Origin of the sequence: Bifidobacterium eulemuris (assembly GCF_014898155.1) — a bacterium.
Taxonomy (GTDB): Bacteria; Actinomycetota; Actinomycetes; order Actinomycetales; family Bifidobacteriaceae; genus Bifidobacterium; species Bifidobacterium eulemuris.
On sequence record NZ_CP062938.1, the window covers coordinates 1,411,511 to 1,427,912 of the forward strand.

Sequence of the window (16,402 nt, forward strand, 5' to 3'; positions counted from 1 at the left end):
ACAACTATGGGAACCAAGATGAGACAGATCGTGGAGGCGGCCGGCGGCATCCTGTACCGGCTGCGTCCCGCGCCCTCCCCGGCTGAGGACGCCAAGCATATCCTCGAGCACATCGAGGTGTGCGTGGTGCACCGGCCGAAATACGACGATTGGAGCTGGCCGAAGGGCAAGCTGGAGATCAACGAATCGCACCGCCATGCCGCCGTGCGCGAGATCAGCGAGGAGACCGGCATTCCGGTGGCGTTGGGACCGTATCTGGGCGAGGTCGAATACCCGCTGGACCAGGAGGGGCGCAAATCCCGCCGTTCCAAGGACCGCACGGTGGACACCAAGCATATCCTCTACTGGATGGCGTCCCCCATCACCGACGAGGACTCCGAGCATCTGCTGGACGCGTTGGGCCCCGTGCAACGCGCGGACGTCGGCGAGATCGACGGCATCGTGTGGGTGTCGGTGACGAAGGCGCGCAAGATGCTCACCCACTCCACCGACCGCGACGTGCTCGCCCTGTTCGTCGACCGCATCGAGGAGGGCGCGGCTCATGCCACCCCGGTGCTGCTGGTGCGGCACGGCAAGGCAGAGGCCCGCAAAACCTGGCGCGGCACCGATGCGAACCGCCCGATCACCCCGCGCGGCGCGGCCGCGGCCTACGCGCTCAACCGCGAGCTCGCCTGCTACAACCCGGTGCGCCTCGCCACCTCGCCCTGGCTGCGCTGCCAGCAGACCCTGCAGGGACTGTCATGGCAGACCGGACGGCCGATGGTCCATCTCGACGCGCTCACCGAGGACGCCTACGCCGAGAACCCGCGGGCCGCGTGGGACGCGTTGCGCGCGGAGATCGAACTGACGCTCGCCAGCGGGCAGACCGACGCGATCTGCATGCATCGGCCGGTGATCGGTGGTATGTTCAAATATCTGCGCACGATGTGCGCGTCGACGATGCTGGAGAAACGCTTGATCTCCAAATCGCCGTATATGCAGACCGGCACCGCCGTCGCCCTGTTCGTGGTGGCAGGCGCCGACGGACCCACGATTATCGATATTCAAAAGGTGGCACCGCTTGTCTATTAATCCCTCGCATTTCGGTCCGGGCAACGGATCGGTGCGCGCGGCCGGCGCGGGATTCGCCCCGTCCGGCATGGGCGCGCGCCCGTCGCGGCCGGGCCAGCTCGCACCCGGACTGCTTGAGCAGATGGCCGGAGGCATGGACCCCCAGGCGATCAGCGAATTGGCGCATGTCTCCGCGGCCGCGTTGCTCGACCGCGTGCATCACAGCGAGGATCCGGCCGTGGTGGAGCGCGTGCTCACGCTGGTCGACCGCGAGGGTGTGGATGTGATCGCCGAATTGTGGAGTTCCTCCGAACCGGATTCGTTGCCCGGCATTCTGTGGAGGCTGTACATGCTGCGCACGTGGATGCGCCGGCATCGCGATTCGATCGCGCGGCTGTGGCGCGTGGGCGAGCCGGTGGCGACGTCCGCCTCCGCCATCGCCGGCGTGGACCAGGCGCCCACGGAGGATGACATCGCCCGACTGGCGGATTCGATCCTCTCCGGCGCATTCACCGGCGATTTCGCCGTGGCGCTCGAACGCGCCTCGGCGTTCACCGATGTGGTGGCCACCGGATTGCGTATCGAGGCCCACAGGCTGGTCGTCTCCGCGAACAACGGCGCTGCCGCCGAATCGGACGTAACCGACGAGGACGCGCTGCGCACCAAGGCCGCTCGTCTGATGCATACCGCCGGCAACCTGTTCGCCACCGCCAAGGACTTCCAGCACGGCGCGAATCTGTGGCGTCGGGGACGTCTCGAATAGCCGGCCGGGTACCCGAACGCCCCGATCGGCAAGACGGACGCCTGCCCCTGGACGCATGACGGGGTATGGTTGAAGTCAGGTCGCGTATGCGATTCGCCGATGGCGGGAGGAGGAGTCATGGTCAACATCTCCGATGTGGCGCGCGCCGCCGGGGTCTCCAAGGCCACCGTCTCGTACGTGCTGTCCAACGATCCGCGCATCACGGAGCAGACGGCCGCCAAAGTGCGCAAGGCGGTCGAGGACCTGGGTTATACGGTCAACCATGCCGCCCGCGCGCTGTCGGTGAAGAAAACCATGACATTGGGCATCATCTCGCCCGCATACCACGGCTCGTATCTGTCGGCGCTGTTCGGCCTGCACATGTATCTGCTGTCGGAGCAGGCGGCGAAATTCGGATACGACACCCTCTCCATCTGCAGCGACTCCGGCGACCAGGCGCTCAACAAGGCGTGGGCCTCGAGGAAGGTCGACGGATTCATCCTTATGGATGTCAGCGACGACGATCCGCGCCTGTCCATGGCGGCGTCCCTGGGCGCGCCGACAGTGGCGTTCGGCTCCCCGTTGGATTCCTACGGACTCGACAGCGTCGACAGCGATTTTCCGAAGGCGGCCCAACACACCATCGAATACCTCGCGCAGGAGGGGCACACCGAGATCATCCTGCTGCTGTGGTCGCGCAGCATCTTCCGCAGAAAGATGGGATTCGCGCTGCGATTCCGCGACACCATCCTCGAACAGGCCAAAATCCACGGCATCACCGCCCATATCGTCTTTCCCGAGGACGACGAATCCGATCCCTCCGTGACGATCGCCGCCTCGCTGCGCGACTATCCGAACGCCACCGCCATGGTGCTGCACAACGAGTCGGCCACCATCGTCGCGCCGCAGACCTTCGCCGATTTGGGGGTGCATGTGCCCGATGATCTGCGCGTGGTGACGCTGTTCCCCAAACAGTTGTTCACTTCGATGCGAATCCCCTTCGTCTCCATCGACATCGACGTCGCCGCCTTGGTGGAGACGGCCATCATGCTGCTGCTTTCGCGCATCTCCAACCCCAACGCGCCGATGGTCAGGCAGGCTTTCGACTTTCCTATGTCGCTGAAATACCAGTGACCGCAAGGATCCGGAGCATCCGGTCCTAAATTCGATTTGCGATCCCTCGGCAACGGTGTTATATTTATCTCGTTGAACCGGTTAAATAACCACAGGCCAGTCGTCTATCAGCGCTGTTCACGACCAGGCCACCAAGGAACGGCACCGAAGCCCTCCACCCACAAAAAGCCGAAAGGAACCGAGATGAACACCTCCACCGCCCGCCGCGTCCTCGCCTCAATCGCGGCCTGCGCCACCGCCATCAGCCTCGCCGGATGCGGCTCATCCTCCGCGCAGGACGCCACCACCATCGAATTCTGGGATCCGTACCCCCAGAAAACCGCCGACAGCACCTGGGAGGCCTTCGTCAAGGACTGCGCCCCCGAGGGCTACACGGTCAAGCGCGTCGGCTACGCCCAATCCGATCTGCTCAACAACCTGACCACGGCCGTCAAGGCCGGCAACGCCCCGCAGATCGCCCTGATCGACAATCCGAAGATGCCGACCGCCGTGGACGCCGGCCTGGTCACCGACATCGAGGCCGCCGGCGTGGACGTCTCCGACTACGACGAGAACATCGAAGGCCCCGGCATCATCGACGGCGTGCAGTACGGCGTCTCCTACGGCTCCAACGCGCTCGGCCTCTACTACAATCCCGAAGTGCTGGAGAAGGCGGGCGTCGACCCGGCCTCCATCACCGACTGGGATTCCCTGAACGCCGCCATCGAGAAGGTCGTCGAATCCGGCGCCAAGGGCATCACCTTCGCCGGCATCTCCGGCGAGGAGGGCACCTTCCAGTTCCTGCCGTGGTTCTGGGGCGCGGGCGGCGATCTGACCGACGCCGCGGGCTCGCAGGCCGAGCAGGACGCGCTTGATCTGGTCTCCGGCTGGGTCAAGAACGGCTGGGCCCCCAAGTCCGTGGCCACCGACAACCAGTCCGCCGCATGGGATCTCTTCCTCACCGGCGAATACGGCTTCTCCGAGAACGGATCCTGGCAGGCCGAGTCGGCCAAGGAGCAGGGCTTCGAGATGATCTCCATCCCCGCCAAGGACGGCGGCGTGGCCCCCGTGCCCACCGGCGGCGAGTTCATCACCATCCCCACCCAGGAGGACATCAGCGACGAGAAGCTGCAGGCCACCGTCGACGTCATCGAATGCCTGATCGGCACGGATGAGAACCTCAAGGCCACCAACGACGAGATGGTCTATCTCGCCGCCAAGAGCGACGTGCGCGAGCAGCAGGTCGCGGAGAACGACGTCTGGGCCCCGTGGGTCGACGCCGTGGAGAACGCCGAGGGCCGCACCACCGAGGTCGGACTCGAATACGAGACCATCTCCGCCCAGCTCTCCGAAGATCTCCAGGCCGCGCTCAACAGCTGATCCGACCACACCCCGCGATTCCCCTTCCTTTCTGATACGGGTACGGCCCAGCGCCTACCGGGCCGTACCCTTTTCCATGCCTTCGCACGCTGCGCCGTCCTCGCGCATCACGCTTCATCGTTCCATTCGAAAAAAGGTGCATCATGTCCCATTCCGCTCCCCAGGCGCAGACGCGACGTCGCGTCAAGCCCACCACGCTGGCGGCGATCGGCTTCGCCGCGCCGCTGGCCATATACATGCTGATCTTCTACGTGGCCCCGCTCATCCAGAACATCTCCATGAGCCTGCACCGCTTCACCCGCAGAACCTTCATCACCGGAGACGCCCCCTGGTCGGGACTCGAGGTCTACCAAGAGGTGCTTTCCGACCCCGAGTTCTGGACCACCCTCAGGCAGACGCTGATCTTCGTGGCGATGTCCATCGTCTTCCAGTACGCGATCGGCCTGGCTTTGGCCGTGTTCTTCAACCAACATTTCAAGCTTTCCGGCCTGCTGCGCGGCGCCTTCCTGGTGCCGTGGCTGCTGCCGCCGATGATCTCCGGCACCATCTGGCAGTGGATGATGGACGCCGACAACGGCATCATCAACAAGTTCATCGGACTGTTCGGCATGGATCCGGTCTGGTGGCTGCAGGCCGACCGTTCGCTGTGGGCCGTGATCATCGCCAACATCTGGCTGGGCATCCCCTTCAATCTGGTGATCCTCTACTCCGGTCTGCAGAACATCAGCGTGGACCTGTACGAGGCGGCCTCGCTCGACGGCTGCAACGCGTGGCAGCGCTTCTGGAAGATCACCTTCCCGCTGCTCAAGCCGGTCACCATGATCACCTTGCTGCTGGGCTTCGTCTACACGCTGAAAACCGTGGACATCATCTGGATTATGACGAAGGGCACGGGATCCTCCCGAACCCTCGCCACCTGGGCCTATGAGATGGCCTTCGGCAAGGGAACCTCGGCCACCATCCAATACTCCGAAGCCTCCGTCATCGGCACCATTCTTATCGTCATCGCACTGATCTTCGCGTTCGTCTACCTGTGGGCGCAGCGCAACGAAGAGGAAGGAAAGTAAGATGCAGCACCGCTCCACCTGGTGGAAGACCGCGATCGGCGTGGTCCTCACCCTCATCATGCTGTTCCCCATCTATTGGATGATCAACATCGCGTTCACCGACCGCTCGGCCATCCGTTCCGGCGATCTGTACCCCAAGAGCTTCACGCTGGAGAACTTCCAGCGGGCCTTCTCCGACCAGCTGCCCTACCTCGGCACCTCGCTGCTGATCGCCATCGGATGCGTGATCTTCACGCTGATCATCGCGATGCCCTCCTCGTACGCCATCGCGTTCCTGCTGCACAAAGGCCGTAAGATCACCAACTTCCTGCTGATCGTCGCGCAGATGATCCCGGCCGTGGTCATGGCCCTCGGCTTCTACCAGATCTTCAACGAGATCGGCCTGCTCGACACCATCCCGGGCCTGATCATCGCCGATTCCACGGTGGCCGTGCCCTTCGCCGTGATGCTGCTGAGCTCGTTCATGATGGGCATGCCCCATTCGCTGATCGAAGCCGCCCAGATCGACGGCGCGAACCAGTGGACCGTGTTCACCAAAATCGTGGTACCGCTGTCGCGCAATTCGATTGTGACCACCTCGCTGTTCAGCTTCCTGTGGGCGTGGAGCGACTTCATGTTCGCCTCCACCCTCGACGCGGGCGGCGGCAAGCTGCGCCCCATCACCATGGGCCTGTACGACTACATCGGCGCGCAGAACCAGGAATGGGGTCCGATGATGGCCACCGCCGTGCTGGCGTCCATCCCCACCGCGCTGATGCTGATCGTCGCGCAGAAGTACGTGGCCGCGGGCGTGACCGCGGGCGCGGTCAAGGACTGACCGCCACCCATCCCTCAGCAATCCGTTGCGTGGGGAGCGCCGGCGACGGCCGCCCCACGCAACTCCAACCAACAAAGGAACCCATCATGACCGTAGTAACCTTCGCAGCGGAAGGCAACGCACTGACCTGGACCGGCGACGGCGAATATCTGCGCATCGAGCCGTGGGGAGCGGATTCCGTCCGCGTCCGCTCCGCCCGCATGCACGAAGTGGCGAATCCCGACTGGGCGCTGCTGCCCGAACCGGCCGCCCCCAGCCCCGACGCGCGCGTCGACATCGACGAACAATCCAACACCGCCCAACTGCGCAACGGCAACATCGTGGTCAAAGCCGTGGCCACCGACGGCGTGTACAGCGGATCGGGATACGAGGAGCCCCGCTGCGCGCTGACCTTCCTCACCGCCGACGGCAAGGTGCTGCTGCGCGAATCGCCTCGCGGCGGATCGTTGAACCTGCATGCCCGCCGCTTCCAGCCGATCACCGGCGGGGAGTGCAAAGTCACCGTCTCCTTCGAAGCCCCCGCGGACGAGCGCCTCTACGGCATGGGCGAATACCAGCAGAACGTCATGGATCTCAAGGGCTGCACGCTGGAACTCGCGCACCGCAACTCCCAGGCGTCGGTGCCGTTCGTGGTCTCCTCGGCCGGATACGGCTTCCTGTGGAACAATCCGGCCATCGGTTCGGTGACCTTCGGCAAGAACCGCACCGAATGGAAGGCCGACGCGACCAGCCAGATCGATTATTGGATCTGCGCGGGCGGCACCCCCGCCGCCATCATGGAGCATTACGCCGACGCGACCGGCCACGCGCCCGTCATGCCCGAATGGGGCCTGGGCTTCTGGCAGTGCAAACTGCGCTACTGGAACCAGGAGCAGCTGCTCGAGGTGGCCCGCGAATTCAAACGCCGCCAGATCCCCATCGATCTGATCGTCATCGACTTCTTCCACTGGCCCCACATGGGAGATTTCCGCTTCGAGGAGGAGTTCTGGCCCGATCCCAAGGCCATGGCCGACGAACTGCACGAGATGGGCATCAAACTCATGGTCTCCGTCTGGCCGCAGGTGGCCGTCGCCTCCGAGAACTACGCCGAGATGAAGTCGCGCAATCTGCTGGTCAAGGCGGACGCGGGCGAGGACATCGGCATGATGTTCGAGGGCCCGAGCCAGTTCTTCGACGCCACCAACCCCAAGGCGCGCGCCTACGTGTGGGGCAAATGCCGCGCCAACTACGCCGATCTGGGCGCCGACGCGTTCTGGCTCGACGAGGCCGAGCCGGAATACGGCACCTACGACTTCGAGAACTACCGCTATTTCGCCGGCCCCAACCAGCAGATCGCCAACCTGTACCCGCGCGAATACAACCGCGGCTTCTACGAGGGCCAGCTGGCCATGGGCCGCGAGAACGAGATCGTGAACCTCACCCGATGCGCCTGGGCCGGCTCGCAGCGCTACGGCGCGCTGGTGTGGAGCGGCGACGTGGGATCCACCTTCGACGACCTCAAAGCGCAGGTGACCTGCGCCATCCACATGGGCATGGCCGGCATTCCGTGGTTCACCACCGATATGGGCGGATTCCACGACGGAGACATCAACTCCGAGTACTTCCGCGAGGTGCTCGCCCGCTGGTGCCAGTTCTCCTGCTTCTCCCCCGTGATGCGCAACCACGGCGACCGCAGCGCCCTGCAGCCGGACGGCACGATGAAGCAGACCATCACCAACGCCGCCGGCGAGCATCGTTCGCCCTCCGGCGCGGACAACGAGCCGTGGAGCTACGGCGAGACCATCGAAGCGGTGTTCACCAAGTACATCGGCATCCGCGAGAGGATGCGCGAGTACATGCGCGAGCTGTTCGACGAGGCCCATCGCACGGGACACCCGCTGATGCGCGGACTGTTCTTCGAGTTCCCCGACGACGCCACCGCCGCGGATATCGCGGACGAGTACATGCTGGGCGCCGATCTGCTGGTCGCCCCGGTCATGGAAGAAGGCGCGCGCTCGCGCGAGGTCTACCTGCCCGGCGATGCCGGCGTCAGCTGGACCTGCCTGCATGACGGCAGCGTGCATCAGGGAGGCACCACGATTCAGACCGACGCCCCGCTCGACGTGATTCCGGTGTTCGCCCGCGACGGCCGCGACCACGGTCTGGCAGGCGCGCTGTGATCGCCCGCGACCCGGCGAGGCGAGCCGCATAGGCCGCCACAGCCGCGGGACCGAACCGCCCCCGTGCCCCATCGACGAGTATTCGTGGATGGGGCACGGCATTTTTTGGCGGAACGCGTCATCCGCGCGCGCCCTTGGCCGCGCGTGCCTTATACTGATATCCGCGTCGGGCCGTGCTTAAGCCCCGGGCTCCATTTTTTGCCGCCGCGAGCGGCCCTTGCGCCGACAGGCGCTTTCACGGCTCGGCGCATTTCCTTTTCTTGCCCCTCGCAGCCCCCGCCCGAATCCTACCCGCTATCTTTCGCCATTGCCTCCTCATGCGAGGAGAAAGCGAAAAGCCGGTGTCCGAAGACACCGGCTAACGCACATCGAAAGTGGGTGCTAATCCGACACCCGCCGGTTCGGCCATCCTCCTGAAGTCGTGTATACCCGCCTTGATTTGGAGGAAGCTAGCGATGCTTCGCCGGCATCATCCATCATACTCGATACCATTAACTTCGTCGACGAAGACCTTCTAGCGAGGGTCGGAGAAGACCGTCCGGCGACCGCCGGATGACGTTGCCGCGTCCCACGCGGCGCGGCTCGACATCGAAAGTGCATAATCATGCATAATCCCAATGAGGAGCCGCGCGGCGGTTCGATAATCTGGCTCATGGCGGTGCTGGCCATCGCCTTGGCGGCCAAGGTGGACTCCACTGCGGCCGACGTCGCGATACTGGCATTGACCATGTACGCGATACGAGCCGGAAGCAGCCGCCAGTAACGGCGACTCAGCCCGCCACGGGGCGACCTGTGGCGGGCCATCCAATCCATATCAAGGATGCTTGGGAACAAAGAAGTTTATACGAGCCGATGCCAAAAAGTCGCGCGAGTTTTATGCAGCAGTTACCAAAAAGTCGCGTGACTTTTTTGCATTAGTGCATAAAAGTCGCGCGAGTTATTTGCATTTGAACAGATGCGTCCATTTTGCCGGGGTGAACGAAACGCCGTTGCGCGTCTTTGTTGTAGCGCTACAATTTTAGCGCTACAATCATATCGGAGCGTGGCGTCGGACCTCCTTGCCAGACGCCACGCACACCGCATCCGCACCGACGCCGCCGACGGCGCCGAGACAACGCCGACCAGCACAGGAGCTGCCATGACCACCAACACCACCCACACATTCCGCGCCCTGGGCAACGCCCTCGAATGGACCGGAGACGGCGAGTATCTGCGCATCGAGGCCTGGGGAGCGAACAGCGTGCGCGTGCGCGCCCGCCTGATGGAACCCATCATCCCCGCCGATTGGGCCCTGCTCGAACCCGAAGCAACCGTCGCGCCCACCATCACCATCGAGGCGAACGCCGACGGCGGAACCACCGCCACCCTGACCAACGGCGACATCGTCGCCACCGCCGAAGCCAACGCGGAAGGCAGCGCCTGCCGTCTCACCTTCACCAAAGCCGACGGCACCGTATTGCTGCGCGAAAGCGGCGACGGCGGCGCGCTGCGTCTGCGCGCCCGCAAATACGAATCACTGCCCGGCGGCGGCACACGCGCCACCGTGACCTTCGACGCGAACGACGCCGAACATCTCTACGGCATGGGCGAATACCAACAGCCGGTGATGGATCTCAAAGGCAGCACGCTGGAACTCGCGCACCGCAACTCCCAGGTCTCCGTGCCCTTCGTGCTCTCCTCGGCCGGATACGGCCTCCTATGGCACAATCCGGCCGTCGGACGCGCCACCTTCGCCCGCAACACCACCCAGTGGCAGGCCGCCGTCTGCGACCAGATCGACTACTGGATCACCACGGGCGCGAACCCCGCCCAAATCGAACGCCAATACGCCGACGCGACCGGCCACGCGCCCGTCATGCCCGAATGGGGACTGGGCTTCTGGCAGTGCAAACTGCGCTACTGGAACCAGGAGCAGCTGCTCGAGGTGGCGCGCGAATTCAAACGCCGTGAAATCCCCATCGACCTGATCGTCATCGACTTCTTCCACTGGCCGCTGATGGGCGACTTCCGCTTCGACGAGGAGTTCTGGCCCGACCCCAAGGCCATGGCCGACGAACTGCACGAGATGGGCATCAAACTCATGGTCTCCGTCTGGCCGCAGATCGACCTCGAGTCGGAGAACTACGACGAAATGCGCCGGCGCAACTACCTGGCCAAAACCCGCCAAGGCAAGGACGTGGGCATGTGGTGGCCGCGCGACAACCAGTTCTTCGACGCCACCAACCCCGAGGCGCGCGCGTTCGTGTGGGCGCTGTCCAAAAAGAACTACACCGACCTCGGCGTCGACGCGTTCTGGCTCGACGAGGCCGAACCGGAATGGGGCGGCGACTACGACTACGACCACTACCTGTACCATCTCGGCCCGGTGAACAAAGTCGGCAACGTGTACCCGCAGCTCTACAACAAAACCTTCTACGACGGCCAGCTCGCCATCGGCCGGCAAGACGACATCGTGAACCTCACCCGCGCCGCCTGGGCCGGCTCGCAGCGCTACGGCTCGCTGGTCTGGTCGGGCGACGTGCACTCCACCTTCGACGACCTCAAAGCGCAGATCACCTGCGCCATCCATATGGGCGTCGCCGGCATCCCGTGGTTCACCACCGACATGGGCGGATTCGCGATGGGAGACCCGGAGAGCGAGGAATTCCGCGAACTGTACGCGCGCTGGTGCCAGTTCTCCTGCTTCTCCCCCGTGATGCGCAACCACGGCGACCGCCTGCCCGGAACCCGCGTGCCCGGCAAACCCGTCTTCGACCGCAAGGGCAACCCCATCGACCACATCCACACCGGCGCCGACAACGAGCCGTGGAGCTACGGGGAGGCCATCGAGGAGCTGATGCTCAAATACATCCGCATCCGCGAAACCCTGCGCCCGTACACGCGCGAACTGTTCGACGCCGCCCACACCGACGGCCAGCCGCTGGTGCGCGGCCTGTTCCACGAGTTCCCCGACGATGAGGCGGCAGCCAACGTGGCCGACGAATACCTCTTCGGCCCGGATCTGCTGGTCGCGCCGGTCACCGAATTCGGCGCGCGCTCGCGCGAGGTGTACCTGCCCGGCGACGAGTCGACCACATGGACGAATCTGCACGACGGCACGCAGTATGCCGGCGGCCGGACCGTCGCCGTCGAGGCCCCGCTCGACGTGCTGCCGCTGTTCGCCCGCGACGGCGCCGACCACGGGCTCGCGGGGATGATCTAGGTCGGATACAGGGCGTGCGGGAATCGTACGATCGTGGGTCCGTGCGTGGGCCCACGCGGGACTGCGGGCACGATGCGGACGCGGCTCCCGCACGCTGTAGCATGAAGACACGCAACACGAGGTTGGAAGGAGGGTGCCATGGTCACGCTCGACGATGTGGCGGCGCGCGCCGGAGTATCGCGGATGACCGCATCGAACGCGCTGCGAGGCAAAACGGTCGTCAAGGCCGAAACCGCGCGGCGCGTGCTCGCGGCCGCCGAAGCGCTCGGCTACCGTCCGAATATCGCGGCGCGCCAGCTCAGTTCCGGACGCACGCATGTCATCGGCCTGACCATGACCGACTTCGACCTCATCTTCCCCGCGGACCTCGCCGCCAGCGTCTCCGATCTGGCGCAGGAACGCGGCTATCAGGCGATCGTGCAGCAGACCCGCTTCTCGCGCGACTTCGAGCAGCGGGTTCTGGCCAGCCCGGCCACGCAGGTCTGCGACGGCACGATCGTATGCTGGCCCAGCTCCGACGCCGCCGACATCCTGGCCTTCGGCCGCACGCAGCCGCTGGTGTTCTTCGACGGCTTCGGATTGGAGGATCAGGCCGATTGCGTGTTCACCCCATGCGTCGAGGGCATGCGGGCGGCCGCGCGGCATTTGGCCCAGCAGGGCTGCCGCAACGTGCTGGTGATCGGCGACGCCTACGCGCCGCCCGAGGAGCTCGCCACGGCGAACACCTCCGGCCGGCGGCGTCTGCTCGGCGCCATGCGCGGGCTGCGGGAGTCGGGATTGGAATATCGCGCGGAAAACGTCTACGCATGCCTGTGGAGCCGCCAGGGCGGCTACGAGCTGATGACGCGGATTCTGGCGGAACGGCGCGATTTCGACGGCGTATGCTGTCTGAACGATCCGCTTGCCATCGGCGCGTTGAAGGCGCTGACCGACGCCGGCGTCAGCGTGCCCCACGAGGTCGCCATCGTGGGATTCGACGGTGTGGAGGACGGCCGCTACACCACGCCCGGCCTGACCAGTGTGTGCGTGGACGCCGGCGAGGTCGCCGCCGCATGCCTGGATCTGTTGATCGCGCGTCTTGACGGCAGAAGCGCGGGGAGCGGCGCAACCGACGCGACCGACGCGTATGCGCCGCAAATCCGCACCGTCGGATTCACCCTCGCGCGGCGGGGCAGCGCCGAACGGAAACCCGCGCTCTAGAGACGCCTCTCGCGCGGCGTGGTCGCGGCCGGGCGGCGGGCGCGTTAATCTTGGACGTATGAGTATTGATCTTCATGTTTTGGACCATCCGCTGGTCGAGCATAAGCTCACCGTGCTGCGCAACAAGAACACCCCCTCCTCCACCTTCCGCGAACTCGTCACCGAACTGGTGATGCTGGAGGCCTACGAGGCCACCCGCGGGCTCGCCGTTGTGGACAAGCCCATCGAAACGCCGGTCGCGCCGATGGTCGGCAAGCATATCGCCACCCCCGCGCCGATTATCGTGCCGGTGCTGCGCGCGGGCCTCGGCATGCTCGACGGCATGACCAAGATGATTCCGACCGCCGAGGTCGGATTCCTGGGTATGAAGCGCGACGAGGAGCATCCCACCCAGCAGATCACCTACGCGAACCGTCTGCCCGACGACCTCTCCGGCCGCCAGTGCTTCCTCATCGACCCGATGCTCGCCACCGGCGGCACGCTGGTCGCAGCCACGCACTATCTGGCCGAACGCGGCGCGAAGGACGTCACCGCGATCAACATCATCGCCGCGCCCGAAGGCATCAAATTCGTCGAGGAGAACATCGACCCGACCATCGACTTCAAGGTCGTGGTGTGCGGCGTCGATGAGAAGCTCAACGAGAAGTGCTATATCGTGCCGGGCCTCGGCGACGCCGGCGACCGCCTCTACGGCGTGATCGACTGATGCAGATCGACATCGTATGCGTCGGCAGGATCAAAGAACGCTATCTTGCCGACGCCATCGATGAGTATGCCAAGCGGCTCTCCCGCTACTGCAGGCTCTCCATTCTCGAGGTCGCGGACGAGAAGACGCCGGACCGCGCCAGCGAAGGCGTGGAACGTCAGATTCGCGCCAAAGAGGGCGAGCGCATCGCCAAACATCTCAAATCCGACGCGTTCGTCGTCGCCTTGGCCATCGACGGCAAAATGCTCTCCTCGGAGAATCTGGCGGCGAATCTCGCGCAATGGGGGTTGCGGGGCGTCAGTCATATCCAATTCGTGATCGGCGGTTCCATCGGCCTTGACGATGCCGTGCTTCGCCGCGCGGATATGAAACTCAGCTTCTCGAAGATGACGTTTCCGCACCAGCTCATGCGCGTGATCCTGCTCGAACAGGTGTATCGGGCCTACAAAATCAACGCGCACGAGCCCTATCACAAGTAACGCGACCCAACCGCCTTCCGAGCGGACCCCTCCCGTCATCCTGAGCGAAGCGAAGCGGAGTCGAAGGATCTCCTCACCTTACCGATGTGAGATTCTTCGACTCCGCGCTACGCGCTCCGCTCAGAATGACGAGAGAAAGAATGTGTTCCGCTCAGGATGACGCGGGAGCGCTTATTGACGCGCGGAAGGCACGAAGGATTCGAAGATGTGGCGGTCGAACCAGGCGTCGCATTCGGCGACCTCGTCCTGGCTGCGCACCGTCCACGAGACGGTGGTCGCGCCCATCGAACGGGCGGCGCGCACCTGCGGAGTATTGCCGCCGCGCCAGTCATAGGCCACGAAGTCGGGGCGGGACAGCCAGTCGAACGCCAGCAGACCGGCGGCCCAAGCCGAGGCTCCGGACCCGCCCATCGACGCCGCTTCGGCCAACTGGCCACGGCACACCTCCGGACGGTGCTCCTTATACCAGCGCATGGCCTGGGGATGGAACGACTCGACGACGTACGCGCCCTCATAGCCTTGCAGCAGCGCATCGCCCCGCTCCATCAGCAGATCGCAGCGCTCGTCCCAACGGGCGTCGCAGTCGAATTTGTATTCCACAACCAGTGGCACGCGTCCGGCCACAACCTTGAGCACGTCGGCGAACAGCGGCACATGCTGGTAGTAACCGTCGGGCGCGGCGGAAGGCGTGGTGACCAGCGGCGGGCGCTGCTCGGCGCCGGGAAGCGGCTTGGCCACGGCGTCTCCCGGCTTGGCACCGGGGAACAGCGGGATGCGGGTCAGCTCGTCGTAGGTCAGATCCTCGATGCGGCGCGGGTCGCCCGCCACACGCAGCAGATCTTCGTCGTGCACGACCACCACTTGGCCGTCCAGCGTCAGCTGCACGTCGAGTTCGATGCCGTAGCCGGCCTCGCAGGCGGCGGCGAAGGAGGCGAGGGAATTCTCCGGAGCGATCGGACCGGTCTCGTTCGGCGTGGCATAGCCCGCCTTCATCGCCATGCGCCGGGCGAGGGCCACATAATCGCCACTGCCCACGGCGTATTGCGCGGTCAAGCCGGAACCGGCGTCATGCAGACCACGGTGGGCGTACCACACGTCGGGAACCGCCGGCACATAATTGCGGCGCTTGTCGCCGAACGCGCGCGGAGCCAGGGCCCAAGCGGCGGCACCTGTGGCGACCGCGCCGCCGACCAGAACGTTCCTGAGGAATTTCGACATTTCGTTTCCTTCCATTTGGCTTGTCTCAAGGGTAGCCCCAACACGGGTCAAGCCTCACGAAGCCAGACGGGGCATGACGGATCCGAAGGGTCGACGGCACGGTCGTCATGTTCGGCGCGCAACGGCTCCCATGAGAAGTCCGACACCAGTTCGGCGGCGGAGCATGGTTCGGCGTCGGGGCGAAGGTTCAGCAGATACGCGCAGTAGCCGACGACCTGCTCGGGCGTCACTCCGCGGGCGCGCAACGCTCCCATATCGAGCGAACGTTCGCGTTTGGCAAGACGCTTGCCGGCTGCGTTGTCGATCAGCGGCAGATGCGCGTAGACCGGATGTTCCGGGGAGGAAGCGGTGTTCCTCCGTTCGCCTGAGGCACCGGCAAGCGAACCGCCGCCGTCCGCGTGGGATTCCACGGGCATCGCCGTCGGCCCGCCGTTCGCCGCTTCGCCGAAGAACGACGTTGGCGAGTCCGCATGCGCTTGGGGCGTGAAGCCCGCGCCCAGCAGACTCGCGCGGATCCAACGCTGCAGGGCGGTGGAGCGCAACAGGTCGCGGCCGCGCACGACGCGGTCGACGCCCATGTCGAGATCGTCGACGACGACGACCAGCTGGTAGGCGAACAGCCCATCGGCACGGCGGACCACGGAATCGCCGACCATGCGCGGCAGGTTGAACAGTTGCGGGCCGAACACCTCATCAATGAATCCCGAGTAGGCGTCGGCGGCGGTCTCATGCGGCGCGGCCCAGCCACCGGGCATCACGATGCGCAGCGAATGGCGGTCGCCCCGAGCCAGACGCGCCTTGACCTCGTCCGGCCGCTCCTCCAACAGCCGCCGGCAGGTGCCGGGATAGATCATGAAGCCGTCACCCTCATTGGGAGCGGAGGCGGCGCGCAGGTCGGCCCGCGAACAGAAGCAGGGATAGACCAGGCCGGCGTTGGCCAGACATGCCAGCGCCTCCTCATATCGGGCGTGGCGCTCGGGCGAGGACTGGTAGACGGGATCGCCGTCCCAGTCGAGGCCGAGCCAAATCAGGTCGTCCATCATCAGACGGTCGGCGTCGGGCAGCACGCGCGGGGTGTCGATATCCTCGATGCGCAACAGCATGCGTTCGCCGCGCGAGCGCGCGTCCAGCCATGCGGCGAGCATCGCATACGCGTTGCCGATATGCATGCGCCCCGATGGGGTCGGCGCGAATCGTCCGGTCATATCCCTCCCATGTGATCGGTTGACGCAGGGTGATTGCATATATCCCACAGCGCGTATCAACGCG

At 65.1% G+C, this 16,402-nt stretch carries 14 protein-coding genes; 12 read left to right on the forward strand and 2 right to left on the reverse strand.

Features of this window, described 5'->3' with window-relative positions; translation table 11 throughout:
• Nucleotides 1–18: 18 nt before the first annotated feature.
• The 12 genes from BE0216_RS06260 to rlmH all read left to right on the forward strand — a co-directional run bounded on the left by BE0216_RS06260 (nucleotide 19) and on the right by rlmH (nucleotide 13,915).
• Complete coding sequence (locus BE0216_RS06260; protein ID WP_094635880.1) at nucleotides 19–1,071, forward strand: NUDIX hydrolase; 1,053 nt, start codon at nucleotides 19–21, stop codon at nucleotides 1,069–1,071.
• A 67-nt stretch (nucleotides 1,072–1,138) separates the two neighbouring features.
• Nucleotides 1,139–1,813 carry a hypothetical protein gene (locus BE0216_RS06265; protein WP_094635898.1) on the forward strand — a complete coding sequence of 225 codons (675 nt, stop codon included), beginning with the start codon at nucleotides 1,139–1,141 and terminating at the stop codon, nucleotides 1,811–1,813.
• 117 nt (nucleotides 1,814–1,930) lie between these two features.
• Nucleotides 1,931–2,926, forward strand: coding sequence for a LacI family DNA-binding transcriptional regulator (locus BE0216_RS06270; RefSeq protein ID WP_094635881.1), 996 nt, complete (start codon nucleotides 1,931–1,933; stop codon nucleotides 2,924–2,926).
• 183 nt (nucleotides 2,927–3,109) lie between these two features.
• The gene (locus BE0216_RS06275; RefSeq protein WP_094635882.1) at nucleotides 3,110–4,285 is read left to right on the forward strand and encodes an ABC transporter substrate-binding protein; all 1,176 of its coding nucleotides are present in this window, start codon (nucleotides 3,110–3,112) and stop codon (nucleotides 4,283–4,285) included.
• 143 nt (nucleotides 4,286–4,428) lie between these two features.
• Nucleotides 4,429–5,352 (forward strand): carbohydrate ABC transporter permease, encoded by a 924-nt coding sequence (locus tag BE0216_RS06280; RefSeq protein WP_094635883.1) that lies wholly within the window; start codon nucleotides 4,429–4,431, stop codon nucleotides 5,350–5,352.
• A 1-nt stretch (nucleotide 5,353) separates the two neighbouring features.
• Entirely contained in the window at nucleotides 5,354–6,169 is an 816-nt protein-coding gene (locus tag BE0216_RS06285; protein ID WP_094635884.1) for a carbohydrate ABC transporter permease, read from the forward strand.
• An 86-nt stretch (nucleotides 6,170–6,255) separates the two neighbouring features.
• Nucleotides 6,256–8,328 (forward strand): glycoside hydrolase family 31 protein, encoded by a 2,073-nt coding sequence (locus BE0216_RS06290; RefSeq protein WP_094635885.1) that lies wholly within the window; start codon nucleotides 6,256–6,258, stop codon nucleotides 8,326–8,328.
• Between the two features lie 604 nt (nucleotides 8,329–8,932).
• Nucleotides 8,933–9,091, forward strand: a complete 159-nt coding sequence (locus BE0216_RS06295) for a hypothetical protein (protein WP_169714230.1) — start codon at nucleotides 8,933–8,935, stop codon at nucleotides 9,089–9,091.
• A gap of 375 nt (nucleotides 9,092–9,466) precedes the next feature.
• Complete coding sequence (locus BE0216_RS06300) at nucleotides 9,467–11,530, forward strand: glycoside hydrolase family 31 protein (RefSeq protein ID WP_094635886.1); 2,064 nt, start codon at nucleotides 9,467–9,469, stop codon at nucleotides 11,528–11,530.
• Nucleotides 11,531–11,668: 138 nt separating this feature from the next.
• On the forward strand, nucleotides 11,669–12,730 hold the full coding sequence (locus BE0216_RS06305) for a LacI family DNA-binding transcriptional regulator (RefSeq protein WP_094635887.1): 1,062 nt from the start codon (nucleotides 11,669–11,671) through the stop codon (nucleotides 12,728–12,730).
• A gap of 64 nt (nucleotides 12,731–12,794) precedes the next feature.
• Nucleotides 12,795–13,436: a uracil phosphoribosyltransferase gene (gene upp / locus BE0216_RS06310; protein WP_094635899.1), complete on the forward strand. Its 642-nt coding sequence runs from the start codon at nucleotides 12,795–12,797 to the stop codon at nucleotides 13,434–13,436.
• Nucleotides 13,436–13,915: a 23S rRNA (pseudouridine(1915)-N(3))-methyltransferase RlmH gene (gene rlmH, locus BE0216_RS06315; protein ID WP_094635888.1), complete on the forward strand. Its 480-nt coding sequence runs from the start codon at nucleotides 13,436–13,438 to the stop codon at nucleotides 13,913–13,915. The genes upp and rlmH overlap by 1 nt, the downstream gene beginning before the upstream one ends.
• A 171-nt stretch (nucleotides 13,916–14,086) precedes the next feature.
• Here the strand turns inward: rlmH and BE0216_RS06320 are convergent, their stop codons facing one another.
• Nucleotides 14,087–15,133, reverse strand: a complete 1,047-nt coding sequence (locus BE0216_RS06320) for a glycerophosphodiester phosphodiesterase family protein (RefSeq protein WP_094635889.1) — start codon at nucleotides 15,131–15,133, stop codon at nucleotides 14,087–14,089.
• 47 nt (nucleotides 15,134–15,180) lie between these two features.
• Nucleotides 15,181–16,338 (reverse strand): glutamyl-Q tRNA(Asp) synthetase, encoded by a 1,158-nt coding sequence (locus BE0216_RS06325; protein WP_094635890.1) that lies wholly within the window; start codon nucleotides 16,336–16,338, stop codon nucleotides 15,181–15,183.
• Nucleotides 16,339–16,402: the final 64 nt, after the last annotated feature.

Coding starts and splice junctions, on each gene's coding strand:
- BE0216_RS06260 (WP_094635880.1), top strand. CDS start 19: ATGAGACAGATCGTGGAGGCGGCCGGCGGCATCCTGTACCGGCTGCGT.
- BE0216_RS06265 (WP_094635898.1), top strand. CDS start 1,139: ATGGGCGCGCGCCCGTCGCGGCCGGGCCAGCTCGCACCCGGACTGCTT.
- BE0216_RS06270 (WP_094635881.1), top strand. CDS start 1,931: ATGGTCAACATCTCCGATGTGGCGCGCGCCGCCGGGGTCTCCAAGGCC.
- BE0216_RS06275 (WP_094635882.1), top strand. CDS start 3,110: ATGAACACCTCCACCGCCCGCCGCGTCCTCGCCTCAATCGCGGCCTGC.
- BE0216_RS06280 (WP_094635883.1), top strand. CDS start 4,429: ATGTCCCATTCCGCTCCCCAGGCGCAGACGCGACGTCGCGTCAAGCCC.
- BE0216_RS06285 (WP_094635884.1), top strand. CDS start 5,354: ATGCAGCACCGCTCCACCTGGTGGAAGACCGCGATCGGCGTGGTCCTC.
- BE0216_RS06290 (WP_094635885.1), top strand. CDS start 6,256: ATGACCGTAGTAACCTTCGCAGCGGAAGGCAACGCACTGACCTGGACC.
- BE0216_RS06295 (WP_169714230.1), top strand. CDS start 8,933: ATGCATAATCCCAATGAGGAGCCGCGCGGCGGTTCGATAATCTGGCTC.
- BE0216_RS06300 (WP_094635886.1), top strand. CDS start 9,467: ATGACCACCAACACCACCCACACATTCCGCGCCCTGGGCAACGCCCTC.
- BE0216_RS06305 (WP_094635887.1), top strand. CDS start 11,669: ATGGTCACGCTCGACGATGTGGCGGCGCGCGCCGGAGTATCGCGGATG.
- rlmH (WP_094635888.1), top strand. CDS start 13,436: ATGCAGATCGACATCGTATGCGTCGGCAGGATCAAAGAACGCTATCTT.
- BE0216_RS06320 (WP_094635889.1), bottom strand. CDS start 15,133: ATGTCGAAATTCCTCAGGAACGTTCTGGTCGGCGGCGCGGTCGCCACA.
- BE0216_RS06325 (WP_094635890.1), bottom strand. CDS start 16,338: ATGACCGGACGATTCGCGCCGACCCCATCGGGGCGCATGCATATCGGC.